At 54.6% G+C, this 17,831-nt stretch carries 15 protein-coding genes; all 15 read left to right on the forward strand.

Translation table 11 applies throughout. From position 1 onward, the window contains the following. Nucleotides 1–37: 37 nt before the first annotated feature. The 15 genes from ACULM0_RS11385 to ACULM0_RS11455 all read left to right on the forward strand — a co-directional run bounded on the left by ACULM0_RS11385 (nucleotide 38) and on the right by ACULM0_RS11455 (nucleotide 17,810). Nucleotides 38–1,501: a multicopper oxidase family protein gene (locus ACULM0_RS11385; RefSeq protein WP_463677652.1), complete on the forward strand. Its 1,464-nt coding sequence runs from the start codon at nucleotides 38–40 to the stop codon at nucleotides 1,499–1,501. Nucleotides 1,502–1,685: 184 nt separating this feature from the next. Continuing rightward, nucleotides 1,686–2,591, forward strand: coding sequence for a ribokinase (locus tag ACULM0_RS11390; RefSeq protein ID WP_463677653.1), 906 nt, complete (start codon nucleotides 1,686–1,688; stop codon nucleotides 2,589–2,591). Next, nucleotides 2,578–3,684, forward strand: coding sequence for a helix-turn-helix domain-containing protein (locus tag ACULM0_RS11395; protein ID WP_463677654.1), 1,107 nt, complete (start codon nucleotides 2,578–2,580; stop codon nucleotides 3,682–3,684). The genes ACULM0_RS11390 and ACULM0_RS11395 overlap by 14 nt, the downstream gene beginning before the upstream one ends. Nucleotides 3,685–3,807: 123 nt before the next feature. Continuing rightward, nucleotides 3,808–4,692 (forward strand): ribokinase, encoded by an 885-nt coding sequence (rbsK, locus tag ACULM0_RS11400; RefSeq protein WP_463677655.1) that lies wholly within the window; start codon nucleotides 3,808–3,810, stop codon nucleotides 4,690–4,692. After that, entirely contained in the window at nucleotides 4,685–5,584 is a 900-nt protein-coding gene (locus tag ACULM0_RS11405; protein ID WP_463677656.1) for an ABC transporter permease, read from the forward strand. Before rbsK ends, ACULM0_RS11405 begins: the two co-directional genes overlap by 8 nt. 1 nt (nucleotide 5,585) lies before the next feature. Next, nucleotides 5,586–6,461, forward strand: a complete 876-nt coding sequence (locus ACULM0_RS11410; protein WP_463677657.1) for a carbohydrate ABC transporter permease — start codon at nucleotides 5,586–5,588, stop codon at nucleotides 6,459–6,461. Nucleotides 6,462–6,534: 73 nt separating this feature from the next. Then, nucleotides 6,535–8,013, forward strand: a complete 1,479-nt coding sequence (locus tag ACULM0_RS11415) for an extracellular solute-binding protein (RefSeq protein ID WP_463677658.1) — start codon at nucleotides 6,535–6,537, stop codon at nucleotides 8,011–8,013. Between the two features lie 142 nt (nucleotides 8,014–8,155). Beyond that, on the forward strand, nucleotides 8,156–9,316 hold the full coding sequence (locus ACULM0_RS11420) for an ADP-ribosylglycohydrolase family protein (protein ID WP_463677659.1): 1,161 nt from the start codon (nucleotides 8,156–8,158) through the stop codon (nucleotides 9,314–9,316). A 4-nt stretch (nucleotides 9,317–9,320) separates the two neighbouring features. Beyond that, a complete protein-coding gene (locus ACULM0_RS11425) occupies nucleotides 9,321–11,426 on the forward strand; it encodes an ADP-ribosylglycohydrolase family protein (RefSeq protein WP_463677660.1) in 2,106 nt (701 codons plus the stop codon). After that, nucleotides 11,423–11,692: a citrate lyase acyl carrier protein gene (citD, locus tag ACULM0_RS11430; RefSeq protein ID WP_463677661.1), complete on the forward strand. Its 270-nt coding sequence runs from the start codon at nucleotides 11,423–11,425 to the stop codon at nucleotides 11,690–11,692. Before ACULM0_RS11425 ends, citD begins: the two co-directional genes overlap by 4 nt. Next, nucleotides 11,685–12,551, forward strand: a complete 867-nt coding sequence (locus ACULM0_RS11435) for an HpcH/HpaI aldolase/citrate lyase family protein (protein WP_463677662.1) — start codon at nucleotides 11,685–11,687, stop codon at nucleotides 12,549–12,551. Before citD ends, ACULM0_RS11435 begins: the two co-directional genes overlap by 8 nt. Before the next feature lie 2 nt (nucleotides 12,552–12,553). Continuing rightward, entirely contained in the window at nucleotides 12,554–14,050 is a 1,497-nt protein-coding gene (citF, locus tag ACULM0_RS11440; RefSeq protein WP_463677663.1) for a citrate lyase subunit alpha, read from the forward strand. 221 nt (nucleotides 14,051–14,271) lie between these two features. Then, entirely contained in the window at nucleotides 14,272–16,275 is a 2,004-nt protein-coding gene (locus ACULM0_RS11445; protein ID WP_463677664.1) for a methyl-accepting chemotaxis protein, read from the forward strand. A 384-nt stretch (nucleotides 16,276–16,659) separates the two neighbouring features. After that, a complete protein-coding gene (locus tag ACULM0_RS11450) occupies nucleotides 16,660–17,169 on the forward strand; it encodes a helix-turn-helix domain-containing protein (RefSeq protein WP_463677665.1) in 510 nt (169 codons plus the stop codon). Then, nucleotides 17,109–17,810, forward strand: a complete 702-nt coding sequence (locus tag ACULM0_RS11455; protein ID WP_463677666.1) for an IS630 family transposase — start codon at nucleotides 17,109–17,111, stop codon at nucleotides 17,808–17,810. The genes ACULM0_RS11450 and ACULM0_RS11455 overlap by 61 nt, the downstream gene beginning before the upstream one ends. Nucleotides 17,811–17,831 lie beyond the last annotated feature (21 nt).

The following is a 17,831-nucleotide window of genomic DNA, read 5'->3' on the forward strand; positions in this document are numbered from 1 at the left end:
TCGTATCCGGGTATCTATCCAAAGAGAGGTGAACAAAATGAAGAAAGCTTTGTTGATGATTGCGACTGTGACAATAGGGATCGCTCTAACCCTAACGGGATGCGGCCCCGGTATGCCGGGGCCAGAGGTCGATCGGTCTTCGGACCAACCGGACCTGGTGATCGAGGAAGCCGGTGGTGGGGTGGAGAGCACGGTCCTTCCGATTCCGCCGATCCTAGAGGATACGGATCCCGATCCGGGCCGTGCTACATTTCAAATCACGGCCATGCATGGGTCGAAAGAATTTGTGGCCGGAACGGTCACCGACACCATGGGTTATAATGGCAACTACCTGGGCCCCGTGATCCGCGTCAGAAGGGGAGAAGAGGTGACAGTTAACGTTGAGAATCAACTGGATGGAGAAGTGACGACCATCCACTGGCATGGTCTCGAGGTGAACGGGGAAGATGACGGTGGACCGCACAGCGGGATTCGGCCGGGGGACACCTGGTCGCCTGAGTTTGTGATCGACCAGCCGGCAGCGACCCTGTGGTACCACCCCCATCCGGAGAGAAACACCGGACGCCAGGTCTACAAGGGGCTGGCCGGGCTCTTTCTCATCGAGGACGAGGTTTCCGATGCGCTCGAGATCCCCAAGGACTACGGGGTGAACGACATCCCCCTGATCATACAGGATAAGCGCTTCAATGAGGACGGAAGCTTCGATTACATCCTGGCCATGCCCGATGTGATGTTCGGCCTGCAGGGCAACGAGATCCTGGTCAATGGCAAGCTGGATCCGGTGCTCGAGGTGGAAAAAGGGCTCATGCGCTTTCGCATTTTGAACGGATCGAACGCGACCCTCTTTGACCTGTGGCTGGACGATAACCAACCCTTCTATCAGATCGCCAGCGACGGTGGGTTCTTAGAAGCTCCCGTCGAAATGACCAGCCTGACGCTAGGTCCTTCGGAGCGCGCGGAGATCTTGATCGACTTCTCCGATTATGAAAGCGGAGACACGGTGGAGCTCTTACACCTGGGATTTTCCTTTATGACCTTCACCGTGAGTGATGAGGACAGCAACGATGATGAAGTGCCGGATACTTTGGCGCCGATCGAACCGATTGCACCGGAAAAGGCTTCGGTCGTCAGAGCGTTCGTCTTCCAGGGGGCCGGTCCCAGTGTGAATATCAACGGCAAGCAGTTCGACCCCAACCGGATCGATGAGCGGGTGGCCCTTGGGGCCACGGAGATTTGGGAGGTCTCCAACGAAAGCGGCAGGGGCATGATGGGTGGCACCGTCCATCCCTTCCACGCCCACGGCACCCAGTTCCAGATCCTAGATCGCGATGGCAACCCACCACCTGCCAACGAAGGAGGATGGAAAGACTCCTTCGTGGTCTACCCGGGAGAGACGGTGCGGGCGATCGCAACCTTCAAGCACCCCGGTGTCTTCATGTACCACTGCCATATCCTGGAGCACGAGGACGCGGGCATGATGGGGCAGTTCGAGGTGGAGTAGTCGATGGGCAGGAGCCGTTTTGCTTCAAGGGATACGCTTTTTTTAAAAAAAGCAGACGATTCTTCTAGGCGGGGACCGTCTGCTTTTATCCTGTGCAGCTGACTCCCCGCTTCTAAAAAAGGAAAGGGTACACGAGTATCGTTAGCAAGGGTTCGTGATCATGAGAGCGAGGAGAGTGTTGCTTGTGAAAGTACTGAATTTCGGTTCCCAGAACATCGACCGGATCTACTACGTCGATCGGCTGGTGCGACCGGGCATGACGAAATTAGCCCAAGGTTATCAGGTGATGTCCGGAGGAAAAGGGCTCAACCAGAGCGTTTCCATTCGAAAGGCCGGTGTGGAGGTCTACCATGCGGGGAACATCGGTCGAAACGGTGAGCTGCTCAAATACACCCTGCTGGAGCACGGTGTGAAGATTGACTTTCTGCAAAAGTCCAACGTGGACACGGGTCACGCCATCATCCAGCTGGCAGATGACTCAAACCACACGATCCTGGTGCACGCCGGGAGCAACCAGAGCAACCGTGTGGAGGACATCGACCGGACCCTGGCCCACTTCGATGCGGGGGACCTCTTGTTACTCCAAAACGAGATCAATGACATCGGCTACATCATCGACCGGGCCCATGACAAGGGCATGCGGATTTTTTTAAATCCCGCCCCCTTCAACCAATCTGTGTACACCTATGACCTGGCCAAGGTCGATACCTTGATTGTCAACGAGACCGAGCTATTGGAGCTCGCCCGTGCCCGCCGGATCAACGATGCGGTGCGAAACCTCATGGTGAAGAAGTTCAACGTCCTCCTCACCCTGGGCCTGCGCGGGGGGACGTATATCGCTAGGGACGGTACCCAGCACTACTACCGGGCGCACCAGGTGGCCTCCACCGACACATCGGCGGTGGGGGATGTCTTCGTGGGCTACTTCCTCGCCGGCGTGGCCCAGGCCATGGAGATGGAAGCGAATCTGGACCGCGCCTCGCGGGCCGCTGCCCTCTCGACCATGAAGATCGGTACGGTGAACTCCATCCCCGATATCCAGTCGGTGCTCGCCTACTTCGAAGGGAAGGATCCTCATGAAGATCAATAGGGAGCAGGCGAGCAACATCATCCGCAGCCTGAACGACCTCATCTACGATGAGATTTACATCTTCGACCACCAGGGAGACCTGGTGGGAAGCAACCAGACGGAACTTGATGACAAGATCCTGGCCCTGGGAAAGACCGTGGCCGCCAAGAGAACGATCCACGTGGCCGACACCGATGATCTGAGCAACAAGGTGATCTTGCTCCCCGTCCTCATCGGGGGGAGCCTGAGCGCCATCGTCGGATTGATCGGAGACTATCTGGCGATCACCCAGTACAGCGATCTGGTCGCCAAGATCGTGGAGATCCTCCTGAGCGAGTCCATGTACTACACGAGAAGGATCACCAAGGCGGAGAACAACCGCCGCTTCGTGAGCGCCCTCTTCAACGAAGAGCAGATGCCGGAAGCGCTGGAGGATACGGAGCAACTGGTCAAAAAGAAGGTGGCAGACGTCCGTTATCTTGTGCTGGCAGACACCCAGGACCTTTCGGACCAGTCGGTCGTCAACGACTTTGTGATCGATAGTATCGAGCGCATGATCTCTTCTGAGAATCTCGTGAGCGAGTACCACGGGCAGATCATCCTTCTCTTCTTTCATGAGGATGTCCAGCGGATCGAACAGCAGCTGAACGATGTCAAAAATTATGTGTCGGAAAAATACAAGGGAAAGATCACCTTTGCCATCTCCGATCTCGTGACCGGTCGAGACCAGTTCAGCAGGGCCTACCATCAGGTTCACGAGACGCTCAAACTCGCCAAGAACAAATACGGCCAGGGAATTTTCTCCTTCAAGGATCTGTCGATGCAGTTGATCTACCGTGGGATCGATGCCAAGCTGGCCGACAGTTTCCAGCAGGAGGTCTTCGCGGGCATGAAGGAGGAGGAGATCGAGGAGATGGATGCCCTGATCCGCGTCTACATAGAGAACAACACCTCCCTGACGAAAACAAGCGAAGCCCTCTTCATCCACAAGAACACCCTGCAGTACCGTTTGAACAAGGTGGCCCAGGTGACGGGCTACAACCCGCGAAAGGCGGAAGACCTTTTCAAGGTCTTCACGGCCTTGAACCTGTGGAAAACAGAGAGTCAGAACTGATGTGACAAATATAGCGGGCGTGAAAACGCATACATTTGTCCTGTGTAACATTGAAGGTCGCCAGAAAACTCGATAAACTAGACTTATCATAGGAAAAGCAAATGGGGAAGAAGAGGAGAAAAGATGAGCTCGATAGTTGTGGTTGGGAGTATCAATGCAGATTTGGTCTTTACATGTGAGAAAAGCCCCCGTAAAGGTGAGACCATTCTCGGAGAAGGGTTTATGACCATCCCGGGAGGAAAAGGTGCCAATCAAGCCGTCGCAGCGGCAAGGCTCGGCGGCGCGGTGTCGATGGTCGGCCTCGTGGGCAATGACATCTACGGATCGAAAATGATCGGTAACCTGAGAGAGAACGGAATCGATACCGCTGCGGTCGGCACGTCGGCTTGTGAAACCGGTGTGGCTGGCATCGTCGTGGACCGTGAAGACAACGCGATCATCGTGATTCCCGGGGCCAACGGCCGGCTTGGGGTTGAGGAAATTCGCGCCCACGAGACTCTCTTAAGGGAGGCCCAGATCGTGGTCATGCAATTGGAAATACCGCTCGAGACCATCGCCTCTGTCGTTGCCCTTTGCCACGAAGCGGGGGTTCCCACCATTTTAAACCCCGCGCCGGCACAGGAGCTACCGATGTCCATGATCGAAAAGTGTACCTACCTGACGCCGAACGAACACGAAGTCAAAATGCTCTTCGGCGACCGGCCCCTAGAAGAAGTGCTCAAACAGTTCCCCAATCAACTGATCGTCACCCTGGGTAGCCAGGGCGCCGTTTTTTTCGATGGTAGGCAGGTCCAGCGCATCAGCGGGATCCCTGTGGATGTGGTGGATACAACGGGGGCCGGCGACACCTTCAACGGGGCCCTGGCCTATCGTCTCTCCCAGGGGGAATCCCTGGTCGAGGCCATCGCTTATGCCAACCGGGCGGCGGCCATCTCCGTGACAGAGATGGGGGCCCAGGGTGGGATGCCCGATCGGGAGGTCATGATGAGGTGGACGCAAGGTGATTAGAGATCGGAAAACATACTGGAGGGAGTACGGTTTTCTCTACGTCCTCTTGATTCCTGTCCTGGCCTTTTTCACGGTCTACCACATCCTGCCGGTTTACGAGATGAAAATCGCCTTCGAGGATTTCAGAATCATCGGAGACAACCTGTTCGTAGGGCTCAAGCACTTCAAGCATCTTTTCTCAACGGGTGCTTTCACGAATATCCTGAGAAACACCGTGATCATCAGCACGATGAAAATGGTCCTCGTCTCACCGGTACCGATTCTCCTGGCCTTTCTCATCAACGAGGTGAGAAGCTCAAGGTACCGGAAGTTCGTTCAAATCTCCACCTACGTACCGCACTTTCTATCCTGGGTCATTATCGCGGGGATCTGGATCTCCTTTCTCTCTCCCTCCTTTGGTGCGGTCAACCGCATCATGGGCATGTTCGGAGCAGAGCGGATCGATTTTCTCACGAGCAAGGCCCACATCCGCTGGGTGCTGGTGGTCTCAGAAATCTGGCGTAGCGCGGGCTGGGATTCCATCTTGTATCTCGCCGCCATCCTCAAGATCGATAAGAGTCTGTACGAAGCGGCAACAATCGATGGGGCCAGCAAGGTGCAGTCCGCCTTTTTCATCACCCTACCGATGATCAAGAACACCATTATCACCGTGTTTATCCTGAACTTGGGTTTCTTCATGAATGCCGGCTTCGACCAGGTCTTCAACCTGATGAACGCATCGACGATCAGTGTCATCGATATCCTGGATACCTATACCTACCGCATCGGTCTGGTGACGGGTCAGTATTCGATCTCCACCGCCGCAAGTGTGTTCAAAGGTGTGATCGGCTTTGTGCTGATCATCTCGGCGCACAAGGTGGCCAAACGCATATCGGGAAAGGGACTTTGGTAGCATGAGAAAAACGAAATTTTCAGACGTTGTCATAGGCACTATACTCCTTCTGTTCACAGTCTTCGCACTCCAACCGATCTTGAACCTGGTCGCCCTATCCTTCACGCATCCCGATAGCGTGTCCAGGCTAACGGGTCTGAACATATTCCCCAAGGATCCGTCTCTGTTGAACTACCAGTTTATCCTCAGCAACCCCCAGATCATCAAGGGCATCCTGAACAGTCTCCTCTACACGGGACTGGGTGTTTTGCTCAGCGTATCCTTTACGGTGGTCGCTGCCTTTGCCCTGACGAGGCGGGGTTTCAAGGGAAGGCGGTTTTTCATTCTCCTCACGATCTTCGTCATGGTCTTTGAGCCGGGCATCGTCCCCGAGTACTTCGTGATGAAAAACGTGGGTCTGTTGGGAAGCATGTGGTCGATCATCCTCTACAAGATGGTCAATGTGTACTACCTGATCATCATGATGCGTTTCTTCGAGGACGTCCCCGTTGAAATTGAAGAGGCGGCGATCATCGATGGCGCCACACAGTTTCAGATCTTGACAAAGATCTTTGCCCCCATGTCGAAACCATCCATCGCGACGATCACCCTTTTTTACTCGGTCTACCGATGGAACGAGTACTTCCGGTCTTCGATTTTCTTAAGCTCCACACCGGGCAAGTGGCCCCTGCAAGTGGTCCTGCGGCAGTTCGTCGTCCTAGAGGACACCCAGGCCATCGTAGGAGGTTTCAACGAGATGGCGGAAGTTTACGGTAGCGTGAACTTCGATGCCCTGCAGGCAGCGGCCATCGTCGTGGGCATGGTGCCGGTGCTCATCCTCTATCCGATCATCCTGAAGTACTTCACCAAGGGGACCTTCGAAGGAGCGATCAAGTAAGGACCAACACGACTAATATGCCAAGGTCATCGAGACCCGGGCATTAGTAATATGAGAATTCAAGGAGGGTATCATGAAAAAGCTAGTCAGTCTATTGCTAATCATTGTGATCTTGGGTATGGTAGGTTGCACCTCGCAGACGCCTGAAGAACCGACCGACATACCTGCGGAAGAACCGGCAGGAGAAACGCCGGCCGACACAACGAGCGATGAGCCGGTTGTGCTCAGCATGGTGATGAAAGACCTCGACCCGGGCAACGAAGTGCACCAGGCCTACATCGATCGCATCGAGAGCGGCCTCGCGGATGAGGGCGTCAACGTGGAAATCGAGGTCGTTGAAATGGCACAGGGGAACTACGCTGAAAACCTGGGCTTGATGCTCCTCGGTGGAGATATTCCCGATCTCATCTATTTCCAAGGTGGGGACGAACAGATGGCCGACCAGGGGATCTTAGAAGATTTAACGCCTTACATCGATAATTCTCCTGTGATCAAAGACGCCATGCTCGCCCACCAGGCGGAGCGCGTGGAAAATTACCCCTACTTGCTGTGGATCAAGCCGATGGCCACCAAAGTGCCCGTCGTGCGGTCGGATTTCTTTGCAGAGATGGAGACGTCCGAAGCCCTCATGGCCGATCCCACAGTGGATAACTACTATGCCTTCTTCCAGGAGATGGCCGAAGAGCACACGGATTATGCTTACACAGTGCCCGGCGCCCTCCTTGAGATCGACACCATTTTCAACAACGCTTTCGGTGTGACGGGGACCTGGGTTGAGCAAGAGGGTGCCTATGTCTACGGTAAAGTAACGGATATGGAAAAAGAAAAGCTGGATTTCTACCGCAAGCTGTACGCAGAAGAGCTGCTCGATCCGGAGTACCTGACGAAAGCCTGGGACACCAAGGAGCAGGCCTTCTACTCCAACACCGTGGGTGTGATCGCCGGTACCTCCGGTAAGGTCATCGATATCTACGATGGGAATATGAAGAGTCAAAACGGACCTGAAGCCACATTGACGGTCCTACCGCCGGCAAGCGGCGTTGCCCAGGGGTACTACCCCGTCTCGGTAACCAAGGAAACGCGCGGCATGGCGATTTCCTCTCTGTCCGAGCATAAAGACGTGGCTTGGCAAGTACTCGAGTTCCTGGCATCGGATGAAGGTCAGTTTATCGATCGCCTGGGCTTTGAAGGCGACCAGTACAACGTCGTCGACGGCAAGATCGAGCTGACAGAACAAGCGCAAAACTGGTTCGCCTTCTTCTTTGAAGTGCCCTCGTGGCAGCCTGAGATGGAACTGGAGACGCCGCTTCTCGGTGAACCCGCAGAAGAGTCGCTAGAGATGGCCGTCAAGTACTACGTCGCGGACACCGATGTGACGCTTCCCGCGGAACTGGCGCCCCAGATGGATGCGGTGAACAACTTGTACAATGAGTTTGCTGCCGATTATATCACGGGAAAAATTGGACCGGATGCCTGGGAGGCCTTCGTAGCCGATTGGTACGCACTGGGCGGAGAAGATCTGACGGCCTATGCGAACGAGTATCTGGACTAGATAACCGAGGATAGGACAAGAAGGTTGAACCCAACCCTTCGTGACAGCAAGAAGCAGGGAGGCGGCGTAAAAAACGACCTCCCTGTTTTTACGCCATAAGGACCGTGAACAGTGGAGAAACCACAGGATATTGGAGGCAAGCATGTTCTCAGATAAAGTATTAGGGATGTTCTTGGGTATTGCCTACGGCGATGCCCTGGGCGCAACGATCGAAAAACTATCTTACGATGAAATCAAAGAGCGGTACGGACGCGTGACGACCTACCGGATGGATTGGCACAAGGCCGACTGGGCGCCGAAGGATCGTCGTTTCCGCATGCGCGGGCACGGGATCTTCACCGACGATACCCTGATGGCCATGGCCTTGATGGCAGTCTACAACACGGAAGGGCGTCACATCGATGCTTACGATCTGGCCGATGGATTCATCCGGCAGATCTACTACGAACCCTACTATGTGCCCGAGCTGGACCGTGAGACCCACATCATGGAGCGGCTCTTCTATCCGGAGCAGTACATCTTCACAAGACACGCCCTGGCCAACTGTGAACCGCGCGAAGGCGGGATCGGGAACATGGTCAATTGCGGCGCCGCCATGTACATTCCGCCGGTGGGTGCGGTCAATGCCGGCAGGCCCAAAGCGGCTTATGACGAGGCGATCCTCTTTGCCTCGGGCCACCAGAACAGCTACGGGCTTGAAGCGGCCGGCGTCCTCGCCGCCTGTGTGGCGAAGGCCTTTGAACCGGATGTGACCATCGACGAAGTGATCGGGGTGGGCCTGGACCTGGCCAAGGATGGGACCAAGGCGGCCATCCGGGCGCTGGTCGATCTGGCCGATGTGCTCAAGGACAAGCGGGAGGACCACGAGCTCGTCGTGCGGGCCCTGCAAGAGGCGATCGCTCCCTTCTCACCCATGGGAGACGATGTCCTCCGCGATCCCGACAAACTGGGTAGGCCGTCGAACCACTACACGCCGAGTCGGCTCTTTAGCATCGAGGAGCTGCCCATCGCCCTCTTTTACCTGCGCTTGCACGATGGACGCTTCGACGAGAGCATCGTGGACGGGATCAACTCCGGAAGAGATACGGACTCGATCGGCGTGATGATCGGGGCCATCGCTGGGGCCATGCAGGGCGCCAAGATTTTGCCGGAGGATGTGATCGAAGACCTGGAGCGCGTGAACCGTTATCCGCTCCGAGAGATCGCTGGGAAGTTCGCCAAGACCGCACGGGATATCATCACGACCGATCTGAGAGAAGCCGTCGCTTGGCACGCTGATATGGACGCACTGATAGGAGAGTAAGCATATGAAGGATAATTATCTGGAAAAGGTATACAGTGGCATCGTGGGCAAGGCCATGGGCGTGATCCTAGGGGCGCCCGTGGAACCGACGCTCTGGACCTACGAGAAGATTCACGAGACCTACGGGGACATCACGGGCTATGTGAAGCGTTACAAGAACTTTGCAGCGGACGATGATCTGAACGGACCGATCTTCTTTCTCAAGGCGCTTGATCTGATGAAAGAAGGGGAGACCTTCGAGGGAGCGCACGTGGGCAAAGCCTGGCTCAACTACTCCCGGGAGGGCGTGGGCATGTTCTGGTGGGGCGGATACGGAACGAGCACCGAGCACACGGCCTTTTTGAACCTCAAAAAAGGCATCATGCCCCCCCATTCGGGATCGGAAGAAGTCAACGGCCTGGCCATCGCCGAGCAGATCGGCGGGCAGATTTTCATCGATACCTGGGGATTGATCTTTCCGGGCAACATGGAAAAGGCGGCCGAGTACGCGGGGAAGGCGGCCAGCGTTTCCCACGATAAGAACGGGATCTACGGGGCCAAGTTCATCGCGGCCTGTATCGCCAAGGCTTTCGTCTGCGATGACATCCGCGAGATCATCACGTCGGCCTTCGGCGTGTTCCCGGCCGATTCAGAGTACCGCCGGGTGGCAGATGCCGTGATCGATTTTTACGACCGCGATGACGAGAAGAACTTCCGAAACGCGCGGGATTTTCTCGAGCGCGAGTTCGGTTACGACCGCTATCCGGGTGTCTGTCACATCATCCCCAACTCCGGCGTGATGGTGCTGTCCATGCTCTACGGCGAGGGCGATCTGGCGAGAACCATCGAGATCGCCACCATGTGCGGATGGGATACAGACTGTAATGCCGGTAACGTGGGTACCGTGCTCGGGGTCATGAACGGTTACGATGGCCTTCAGAAGAGATACCTCGATCAGATCAACGACGTGATCGTGGCATCGAGTGCCATCGGCTCGCTGAACATCGTGGATATTCCCACCCTGGCTAAGGAAGTGGCCAACTACGGCTACGCGCTAGCGGGGGAGCCGGTACCGGAGAACATCGAGAAGATTCTAGCGAACAAAAAAGACCTGGTCTTCGATTTTGATATCCCGGGTTCCACCCATGGCTTTAGAAGTAGCGATCCGGTGCACTTTCCGCTCCGACATCTGCCGCATGCCGGCAAGGATGGGTCGGGGAGTTTGGGTGTCCTGCTCGACCGTGTCTACCGGGGACACGTGGCCCGGGTTTACTACAAGCCCTTCTACCGCAGGGAAGACTTTGATGATGAGCGGTACCAACCGGCCTTTTCGCCCAAGGTCTTCAGCGGCCAGCAGATGACCTGCAGGCTCTACCTCGACAAGTGGAACGGGGATGACTTTGGCGTGACCCCCTACATCCGCTTGTCCCACTCCAAAGAAATCATCAAGGGACGACCCCAGATGATCGAAGACGGCCAGTGGGCCGAGATCTCCTTTACCCTTCCCGATTCGAAAGCAGAACCCATCGATGAGATCGGCCTGGAGCTCGAGAGCTTCACCAGGGAGAGAAACAAGGTCCTGGGCAACCTGATCATCGATGCCTTCAAGGTCACGGGCAAGGGCAGGCACCAGATCGACTTTGCCAAGGAGACGACGGAGTTCAAAACCACCACGCAGTTTACGGAGAACGGCGGTTCCTTCACGCTTGAAGAAGATCACATCCACCTGATCACCAATGAGGATGCGCTGGCCATGACGGGGAACGTCTATAACGCGGATGTGGATTATCGCATCACCTTGATTCCCCAGTACGGCGAGGGTCACTTCGCGGCCTTCCGCTGCCAGGGGATCAAGATCGGTTACCTGGCCGGCCTCGAGGCGGGCAAAGTGGTGCTCAAGAAAGCGGACTTTGGCCACGAGAACCTGGCCATGGCCGACTTTGATTGGGAACTGGGGAAAGCCTATGCCTTTCGCGTGCGCGCGATAGGCGCTGAAATCGAGGTCGAGATCAATGGGGAGAAAGTCCTCTCCTACCGCGATCCGGCACCCCTCAGCCACGGTTGTGTGGGCTATGCAGTGGTCGATGGCGGACGCCTCCTGGTGAAGGACCTCTCTTTCGAGGAACGATGATGGACAAGAGAGTGGGAACCGCGGGTCAAGTGCGCGACAGCGACGCCAAGGTCACGGTGGATCTGAAGGCCAAGGAGCGGAGGATCGACATTCATTCGAAGTTCAAGGATCAGTTTGCTCCGCTCATGGAGCAAGCGGTCCTCACGGCGCTCGACGATCTGGCGATCGAGAAGGCGCATGTGGTGGTGGAAGACCAGGGAGCCCTGGACTTCACCCTGAGGGCCCGGACCAAAACGGCGATCAAGCGGGCGGTGCACCGTGGATAAGCTCAGGCGAACCATGTTGTACTGTCCTGCCAGCCAGCCGAAACTCTATTATTTTGCCCCAAGCTACGGACCGGACTGCATCATCTTCGATCTGGAGGACTCGGTACCGCTTTCGGAAAAAGACAGCGGGCGCGACCTGCTGGTGGAAGCCGCCCGATCCCTGACCTTTGACGGTGTGGAGCTTTTCGTTCGGGTTAACGGGCTGAAGACGCCATTCATCGAGGAAGACCTCGATGCGGTGGTACGGTCGGGCATCGACCACATCCGCCTGCCCATGTGCGAAACGCCTGAGGAAATCCTAGTGGTAGAAGGGATGCTGGAGGATCTCGAGAGAATCCACCGGCAACCGATCGGCAAGACCAAGATCCAGATCGGTATCGAAACACCGATGGGTGTGATCCATGCGCATGAGATGGCCACGGCCAGCGAACGGATCATGGGCCTGTCCTTCGGAGCCGAGGATTACACCGCTTCGCTGGGGGTGAGCCGTACCAAGGCGGGAGATGAACTGCAGTATGCCCGTAGTACGATTCTCAACGTCGCTAGGGCCTACGGCCTGGAGGCCACCGATTCGGTTTGGGCGGATTTTCAAGATACCGAGGGCTTTGAAGCTGAGCTCAAGCGGATCTATGCCATGGGTTTTCAGTCAAAAGCCTGTATCCATCCATCGCAGATCGAAAGGGTTCACGAGGTGTTCCGACCTTCGATCGAGGAAATCCAGTGGGCCGACCGCGTGATGGTTGCCGTGGAAAAAGCGGATATCGAAAGGGGTGGCGCGATCGCCGTCGATGGCAAGATGATCGATGTGCCACTGATCAAAAAGGCGAGAAAATTCTTGGCCTACAAGGGGAGGGTTTGATCGTGAGCGGAAAAAGGTTAAAAAGAGTACCCGATCGGATTCCCGGTTACGGTGAAGTGGAGGTCTTCGATCCGAAGGATCCCTCGCCGGCAACCGGTAACTTGTCAAAAATCAAAAGCCTCGGTCGGGCCATCGCCGATGCGGGGCTTAGGGATGGGATGACCATCAGCTTTCACCACCATCTCAGAAATGGAGACCGTGTGATGGAGACGGTGATCAGAGAGATCAGCGAAAGGGGTATCCGCGACCTGACGCTCTCGGTCTCCTCTTTATCGAAAACCCACGATCATCTGCTTCCGTATTTCCAGGACGGAACCATCACCCGCGTTTATTCTACGGGTCTGCGGGGCGAACTGGCCAGAGCAGTCCAAAAGGACAATCCGCTGAAAGCCCCGGTGGTCTTCATGAGCCACGGGGCCCGGGCCCGGGCGATCAAGTCCGGTGAGATCAGCATCGATGTGGCCTTTATCGCTGCCTCCTGTAGCGACGAAGAGGGCAATGTATCCGGTCGCATCGGTCCTTCTGCTTTCGGGTCCATGGGCTATCCCCTGGTCGATAGCCAGTATGCGCGTCACTGCATCGCGGTGACCGACATGGTCTCAACACATGATGAAGTATCCATAACAGGAAGTCGCATCGAATCGGTCGTGAAGGTCTCCTCGATCGGTAACCCTGCTCTGATCGCGACGGATGCGACGCGGGTCTCGAACAGGCCGCTGGATCTCTTGATCGCGAAAAAGACTTCGGAGGTCCTGGTGGCCAGTGGTCTTGTGCAGGATGGTTTCTCCTTTCAAGCGGGGTCGGGCGCCATCTCCCTATCGGTCTGTCGCTTCCTTGAGTCCTACATGCTGGAGAACAAGATCGTAGGTAGGTTCGCCCTCGGTGGGATCACCACCTCGCTTGTCAGTCTGTTTGAAAAAGGACTGTTCAAGCGTCTCTATGATGTGCAGACCTTCGGGGAAGGGGCCGTTCGCTCGCTACTGGAGCACGAAAGCCATCGGGAGATTTCTGCTGATGTTTACGCGAATCCCGATAACCCCGATAACCTGGTGAACCGGCTGGACGTTATGATCCTATCGGCAACGGAGATTGATCTTGATTTTAACGTCAACTCCATCACCGGTACCAACGGCAAGATGATCGGCTCCCTTGGCGGTGCTCCGGATACGGCCTACGGTGCCAAGCTCACCGTGGTGGTCGCTCCCAGCATCCGCAAGCGCTACCCGATTGTGGTGGACCGGGTGCACACCATCTGCACACCGGGAAGTTCGGTGGATGTGCTCGTTACGGAAAAAGGAATCGCGGTCCACCCCGACAGGCAGGACCTAAAGGATCAGTTAGCATCCGCAGGAGTAGAGACGATCTCGATGGTAGCCCTCCACCAGAAGATCACGGCGGCCACGGGGATGCCGATCAAGCCGAAAACGGGCGATGAGATCGTGGGTGTGGTCGAATACCACGATGGATCGGTGCTCGATGTGATCTACAATTTACTCTGAATCCTCATAGTACGCTCTTCTGTTTGACCGGAGAGCGTGCTCTCTTTTTTTTGCTCTTTATGCGAGCACTGGCTTTACATAAAATAAATAGGCACAGCCAATTTTTATGTGTATAATGGTATTAATTTTGATTCTTGCTGAAGCCATTTGCATCTGGCTAGAGAATGCGGCATTTGCATACGATGAGAAAAAATGCACTGGAAAATATGGAGGTAAAGCTGATGAAACTAAAGAGTAAAATCGTACTGATCGCGAGTATCATTATCATCATAGCGATCGGCGCACAGGCGGTGTACAACACGATCACTACGAATGATGCCATGGAACAGGTGGTCAGTCTGCAGCTGAGCGACCAGCTGACAAATTTGGAGCAGGAGTTTGAATCGGCCGATGAGGTCGTTGCCATCACCAAGGCGGCGCTCGATGAAAAGAACATTGCGCTTGCCCGGTCGCTGGCGCTCATGATCAGCGAGGATCCCGAGATTCTTCAGACAGCTCGCATGATCAAAGTGGCAGGGATCTTAGGGGTGGACGAGGTCCACGTGACCGATGGGCAAGGGGTCCTCAGATGGGGCAACATCGTGGACTTCTACGGCTTTGATTTTGCCACCACGGAGCAGACGGAACCCTTTTTACCCCTTCTCGAGGTCCGGGATGGGGCCATCGCCCAGGCGCCTACGGTCCGCGGTACCGATGGCTCGCTCTTTCAGTACATCAGTGTCTCGCGCATCGACGAACTGGGGATCGTCCAGATCGGCCTGGAACCGAAAGCGGTAACGGAACTGCTGGCGAACCTCGATGTGCAAAAGAGCATCGAAGAACTGGTGATCGGCGATAGTGGTTTCGGGATGATCGTCGGTGAAGAGGGAACAATCTTGCATCACAAGGATCCTACCCTGATCGGGGAGTCGACCGCGTCCCACTCATGGATGGAACAAGCGACCAAGGCGACCGATCGGCTAAGCGAGGTCAGTATCAGCGGGACCACCTACTATACGATGTCCCGTGTTTTTGAGGGTGGTCTTCTCGTCGTGACCTATCCGGGAACAGAGATCGCAGCCATCCAGCGCGCGAACCTGATCGGAAACCTCGTGGCCATCTTGATCGCAGTCCTGCTACTGATCACTGTGATCCAGTGGATCATCGGTCGGTGGGTGTCCAAACCCCTGGCCAAGATGGAACAGGCCATGGCACAGGTGGGTGCCGGCGATTTCACCGCGTCGATCGATTATGAGTCAAAGGATGAGATCGGTACCCTGAGTAAGCATTTCGGTCAGATGATCGACCAGGTGCGGGGCCTGATCCAGCAGACCTCCTCGGGCATCGAGTCCGTGGTCAATTCGTCGGATCGGATCACCAGCAACGTGGATGGTTTGACCAGTTCGAGCCACGAGGTGACAAGAGCCGTGGAAGAGATCGCCCGCGGGGCCACGGAAACCGCGACTAGCGTGAACGAGCGTCTCGAGGCCGGGCAGAACCTCGGTGCGAGTATCAACCGCATTGCTTCGCAACTGGATCAGACAAGTGCCTTATCTTCGGAAATGGTAGGAGCAAATGCCCTCGGTCGTGAGAAAATTATGAAACTGCAGCAGGTTTTCTCTGAAACGGTGAGCAACACCCGTGAGATGACCGAGAACATTGGAGAACTGAGCAAGAACTCACAGTCGATTGAAGACATCGTGGGAACCATCAAGGGGATCTCCGATCAGACGAATCTCCTGGCGCTCAACGCCTCGATCGAAGCGGCCAGGGCCGGTGAAGCGGGCAGAGGCTTTGCCGTCGTGGCCGATGAGATCCGAAAACTTGCCGAGCAGTCTTCAGATTCTGCAGAGGAGATCAGCAAGTTGATCGGAAGTATCGTGGCGATCGTGACTCAAACCGATGCGACGGCTACGCAGACGAGCAGTACCGTGGATAGCGCCCAGGGGAACCTGACGGAAACGGTGGCTGTTTTCGACGAGATCGACAACAGCGTGAACAAGGTAGAAGAGATGGTCAACCTCTTTATTACAGAGACCACGGAAATGGAGGCGCTCAAAAGCGATCTGATCGCATCCTTGGAATCCATGGCGGCCATCAGTGAGGAGTCCGCTGCGTCGACAGAAGAGATTAATGCTTCCACAGAAGAGCAGCTTTCCCGCGTGATGGAGATCAGTGACGCAATCGAATCGCTTAACGAAGAGATCCGCGCGCTGTCCGATAAGATGAGACAGTTCAAAGCTTGATGAAGTATATCGGAAGAAGTATCTACACGCGTAGGTGCTTTTTTCAATTTGCGATTGCAATCGAGGATAACCTAGGCTTAACAGTGATTTGCTTAAAACTTGTCCAAAAGCTTGACTTAGATCCAAGCCTTAGAAAGTATAGATAGGCGAAATCAAAACAATGAATGCACTAAAATACCCGCACCGATACGATGGGTGCGGGTATTTTGGTGCATCTCCTGTCTCGTAGTCAATATATTGAAAGCAAAGAGCGCACATCTCTGATCGCTGAGAAAGGTGCGCTCTAGTGTCTTGTATCGTTGAAAAATAAGTTAACTCAAACGCTTGTAAGTATTGGTATTGCTGCCTTTTCGTGGTATAATAAAAGAAACGGCGGTGATTCTAATGGCAAGAAAAAAGAAGTACATTGTCTCCTTATCTGAAGAAGAAGTACGCGCGTTAAAATCTGTGATGCGCAAGAAATCAACAAGTCGCACCATCAAATGTAGATGCCAGATTATTTTAGCTCTTGACGAAGCCCATGGTAAGCAGTATACACAGGAGCAGTGTGCGAAATCGATTGGTGTCTGCAAAGCAACTGTTTATAATGTCATTCGATATTATGTTGACGGAGGCATAGAAAATGTACTCACTGTCAACAGAAGCGTCAATTCCGATAATGCTCGTCGTAAGATTGACGGAAGAGCAGAGGCTAAACTCATTGAAATTGCTTGTGGTCCAGCACCAGAAGGCCATTCAAGATGGACCCTTCGATTATTAGAAGAAAAGGCAAAAATTGAATTGGACGTACCCGTTAGTAAGGATGCAATCGGTAGAGCTTTAAAAAAAACGAATTGCGACCTCACAAAAACATCTACTGGTGCATCCCGCCAAAAGAAAACGGAGAATTCGTAGCAAGGATGGAAGATGTTTTGGATGTCTATGAGATGCCGTACGATTCATTGCGTCCAGTGGTATGCATGGATGAAAAACCTTACCAACTTCATGGAGAATCACGTGAACCGCTACCAATGCGCAAAGGTAGCGAGCAGAAAATTGACTCGGAATACGTCCGCAACGGCACTTGCAGCATATTTGTTTTCACAGAACCATTGAATGGCGTCCGCCACGTAAGCGTTAGAAATCGGAGAACTGCAGTGGATTGGGCTCATGAAATCAAGTACCTAGCCGATGTTTGTTATCCTGAAGTTGAGAAAATTGTTCTGGTTCTCGATAATCTGAATACGCACACCATGGGTTCGCTGTACAAAGCTTTTCCAGCAGCAGAGGCACGAAGATTGGCTAAACGCTTTGAGGTACACTTCACTCCTAAACACGGTAGTTGGTTAAATATCGCTGAGATTGAGCTCAACGTGATGACGAAACAATGTTTAAGCCGTAGGATTGACTCTATCGAAAAGCTAGACGTCGAGCTAAGAGCATGGGAATCGAAAAGAAATACAGATGTTTCCAAGATTAAATGGCATTTCACGAATGATCAAGCAAGGGTAAAACTCATTTCCCTATATCCAAAGCTCACATCCTTGAATACATAAACGAGCATTAAATATATCTAA

The organism is Halotolerantifilum yawarlongkerapense, from assembly GCF_054506745.1.

Bases quoted from the DNA above. Each gene is read 5' to 3' on its own strand.
- ACULM0_RS11425 (WP_463677660.1), top strand. From the start codon at position 9,321: ATGAAGGATAATTATCTGGAAAAGGTATACAGTGGCATCGTGGGCAAG.
- ACULM0_RS11420 (WP_463677659.1), top strand. From the start codon at position 8,156: ATGTTCTCAGATAAAGTATTAGGGATGTTCTTGGGTATTGCCTACGGC.
- ACULM0_RS11445 (WP_463677664.1), top strand. From the start codon at position 14,272: ATGAAACTAAAGAGTAAAATCGTACTGATCGCGAGTATCATTATCATC.
- ACULM0_RS11395 (WP_463677654.1), top strand. From the start codon at position 2,578: ATGAAGATCAATAGGGAGCAGGCGAGCAACATCATCCGCAGCCTGAAC.
- ACULM0_RS11410 (WP_463677657.1), top strand. From the start codon at position 5,586: ATGAGAAAAACGAAATTTTCAGACGTTGTCATAGGCACTATACTCCTT.
- ACULM0_RS11450 (WP_463677665.1), top strand. From the start codon at position 16,660: ATGGCAAGAAAAAAGAAGTACATTGTCTCCTTATCTGAAGAAGAAGTA.
- citD (WP_463677661.1), top strand. From the start codon at position 11,423: ATGATGGACAAGAGAGTGGGAACCGCGGGTCAAGTGCGCGACAGCGAC.
- rbsK (WP_463677655.1), top strand. From the start codon at position 3,808: ATGAGCTCGATAGTTGTGGTTGGGAGTATCAATGCAGATTTGGTCTTT.
- ACULM0_RS11385 (WP_463677652.1), top strand. From the start codon at position 38: ATGAAGAAAGCTTTGTTGATGATTGCGACTGTGACAATAGGGATCGCT.
- ACULM0_RS11415 (WP_463677658.1), top strand. From the start codon at position 6,535: ATGAAAAAGCTAGTCAGTCTATTGCTAATCATTGTGATCTTGGGTATG.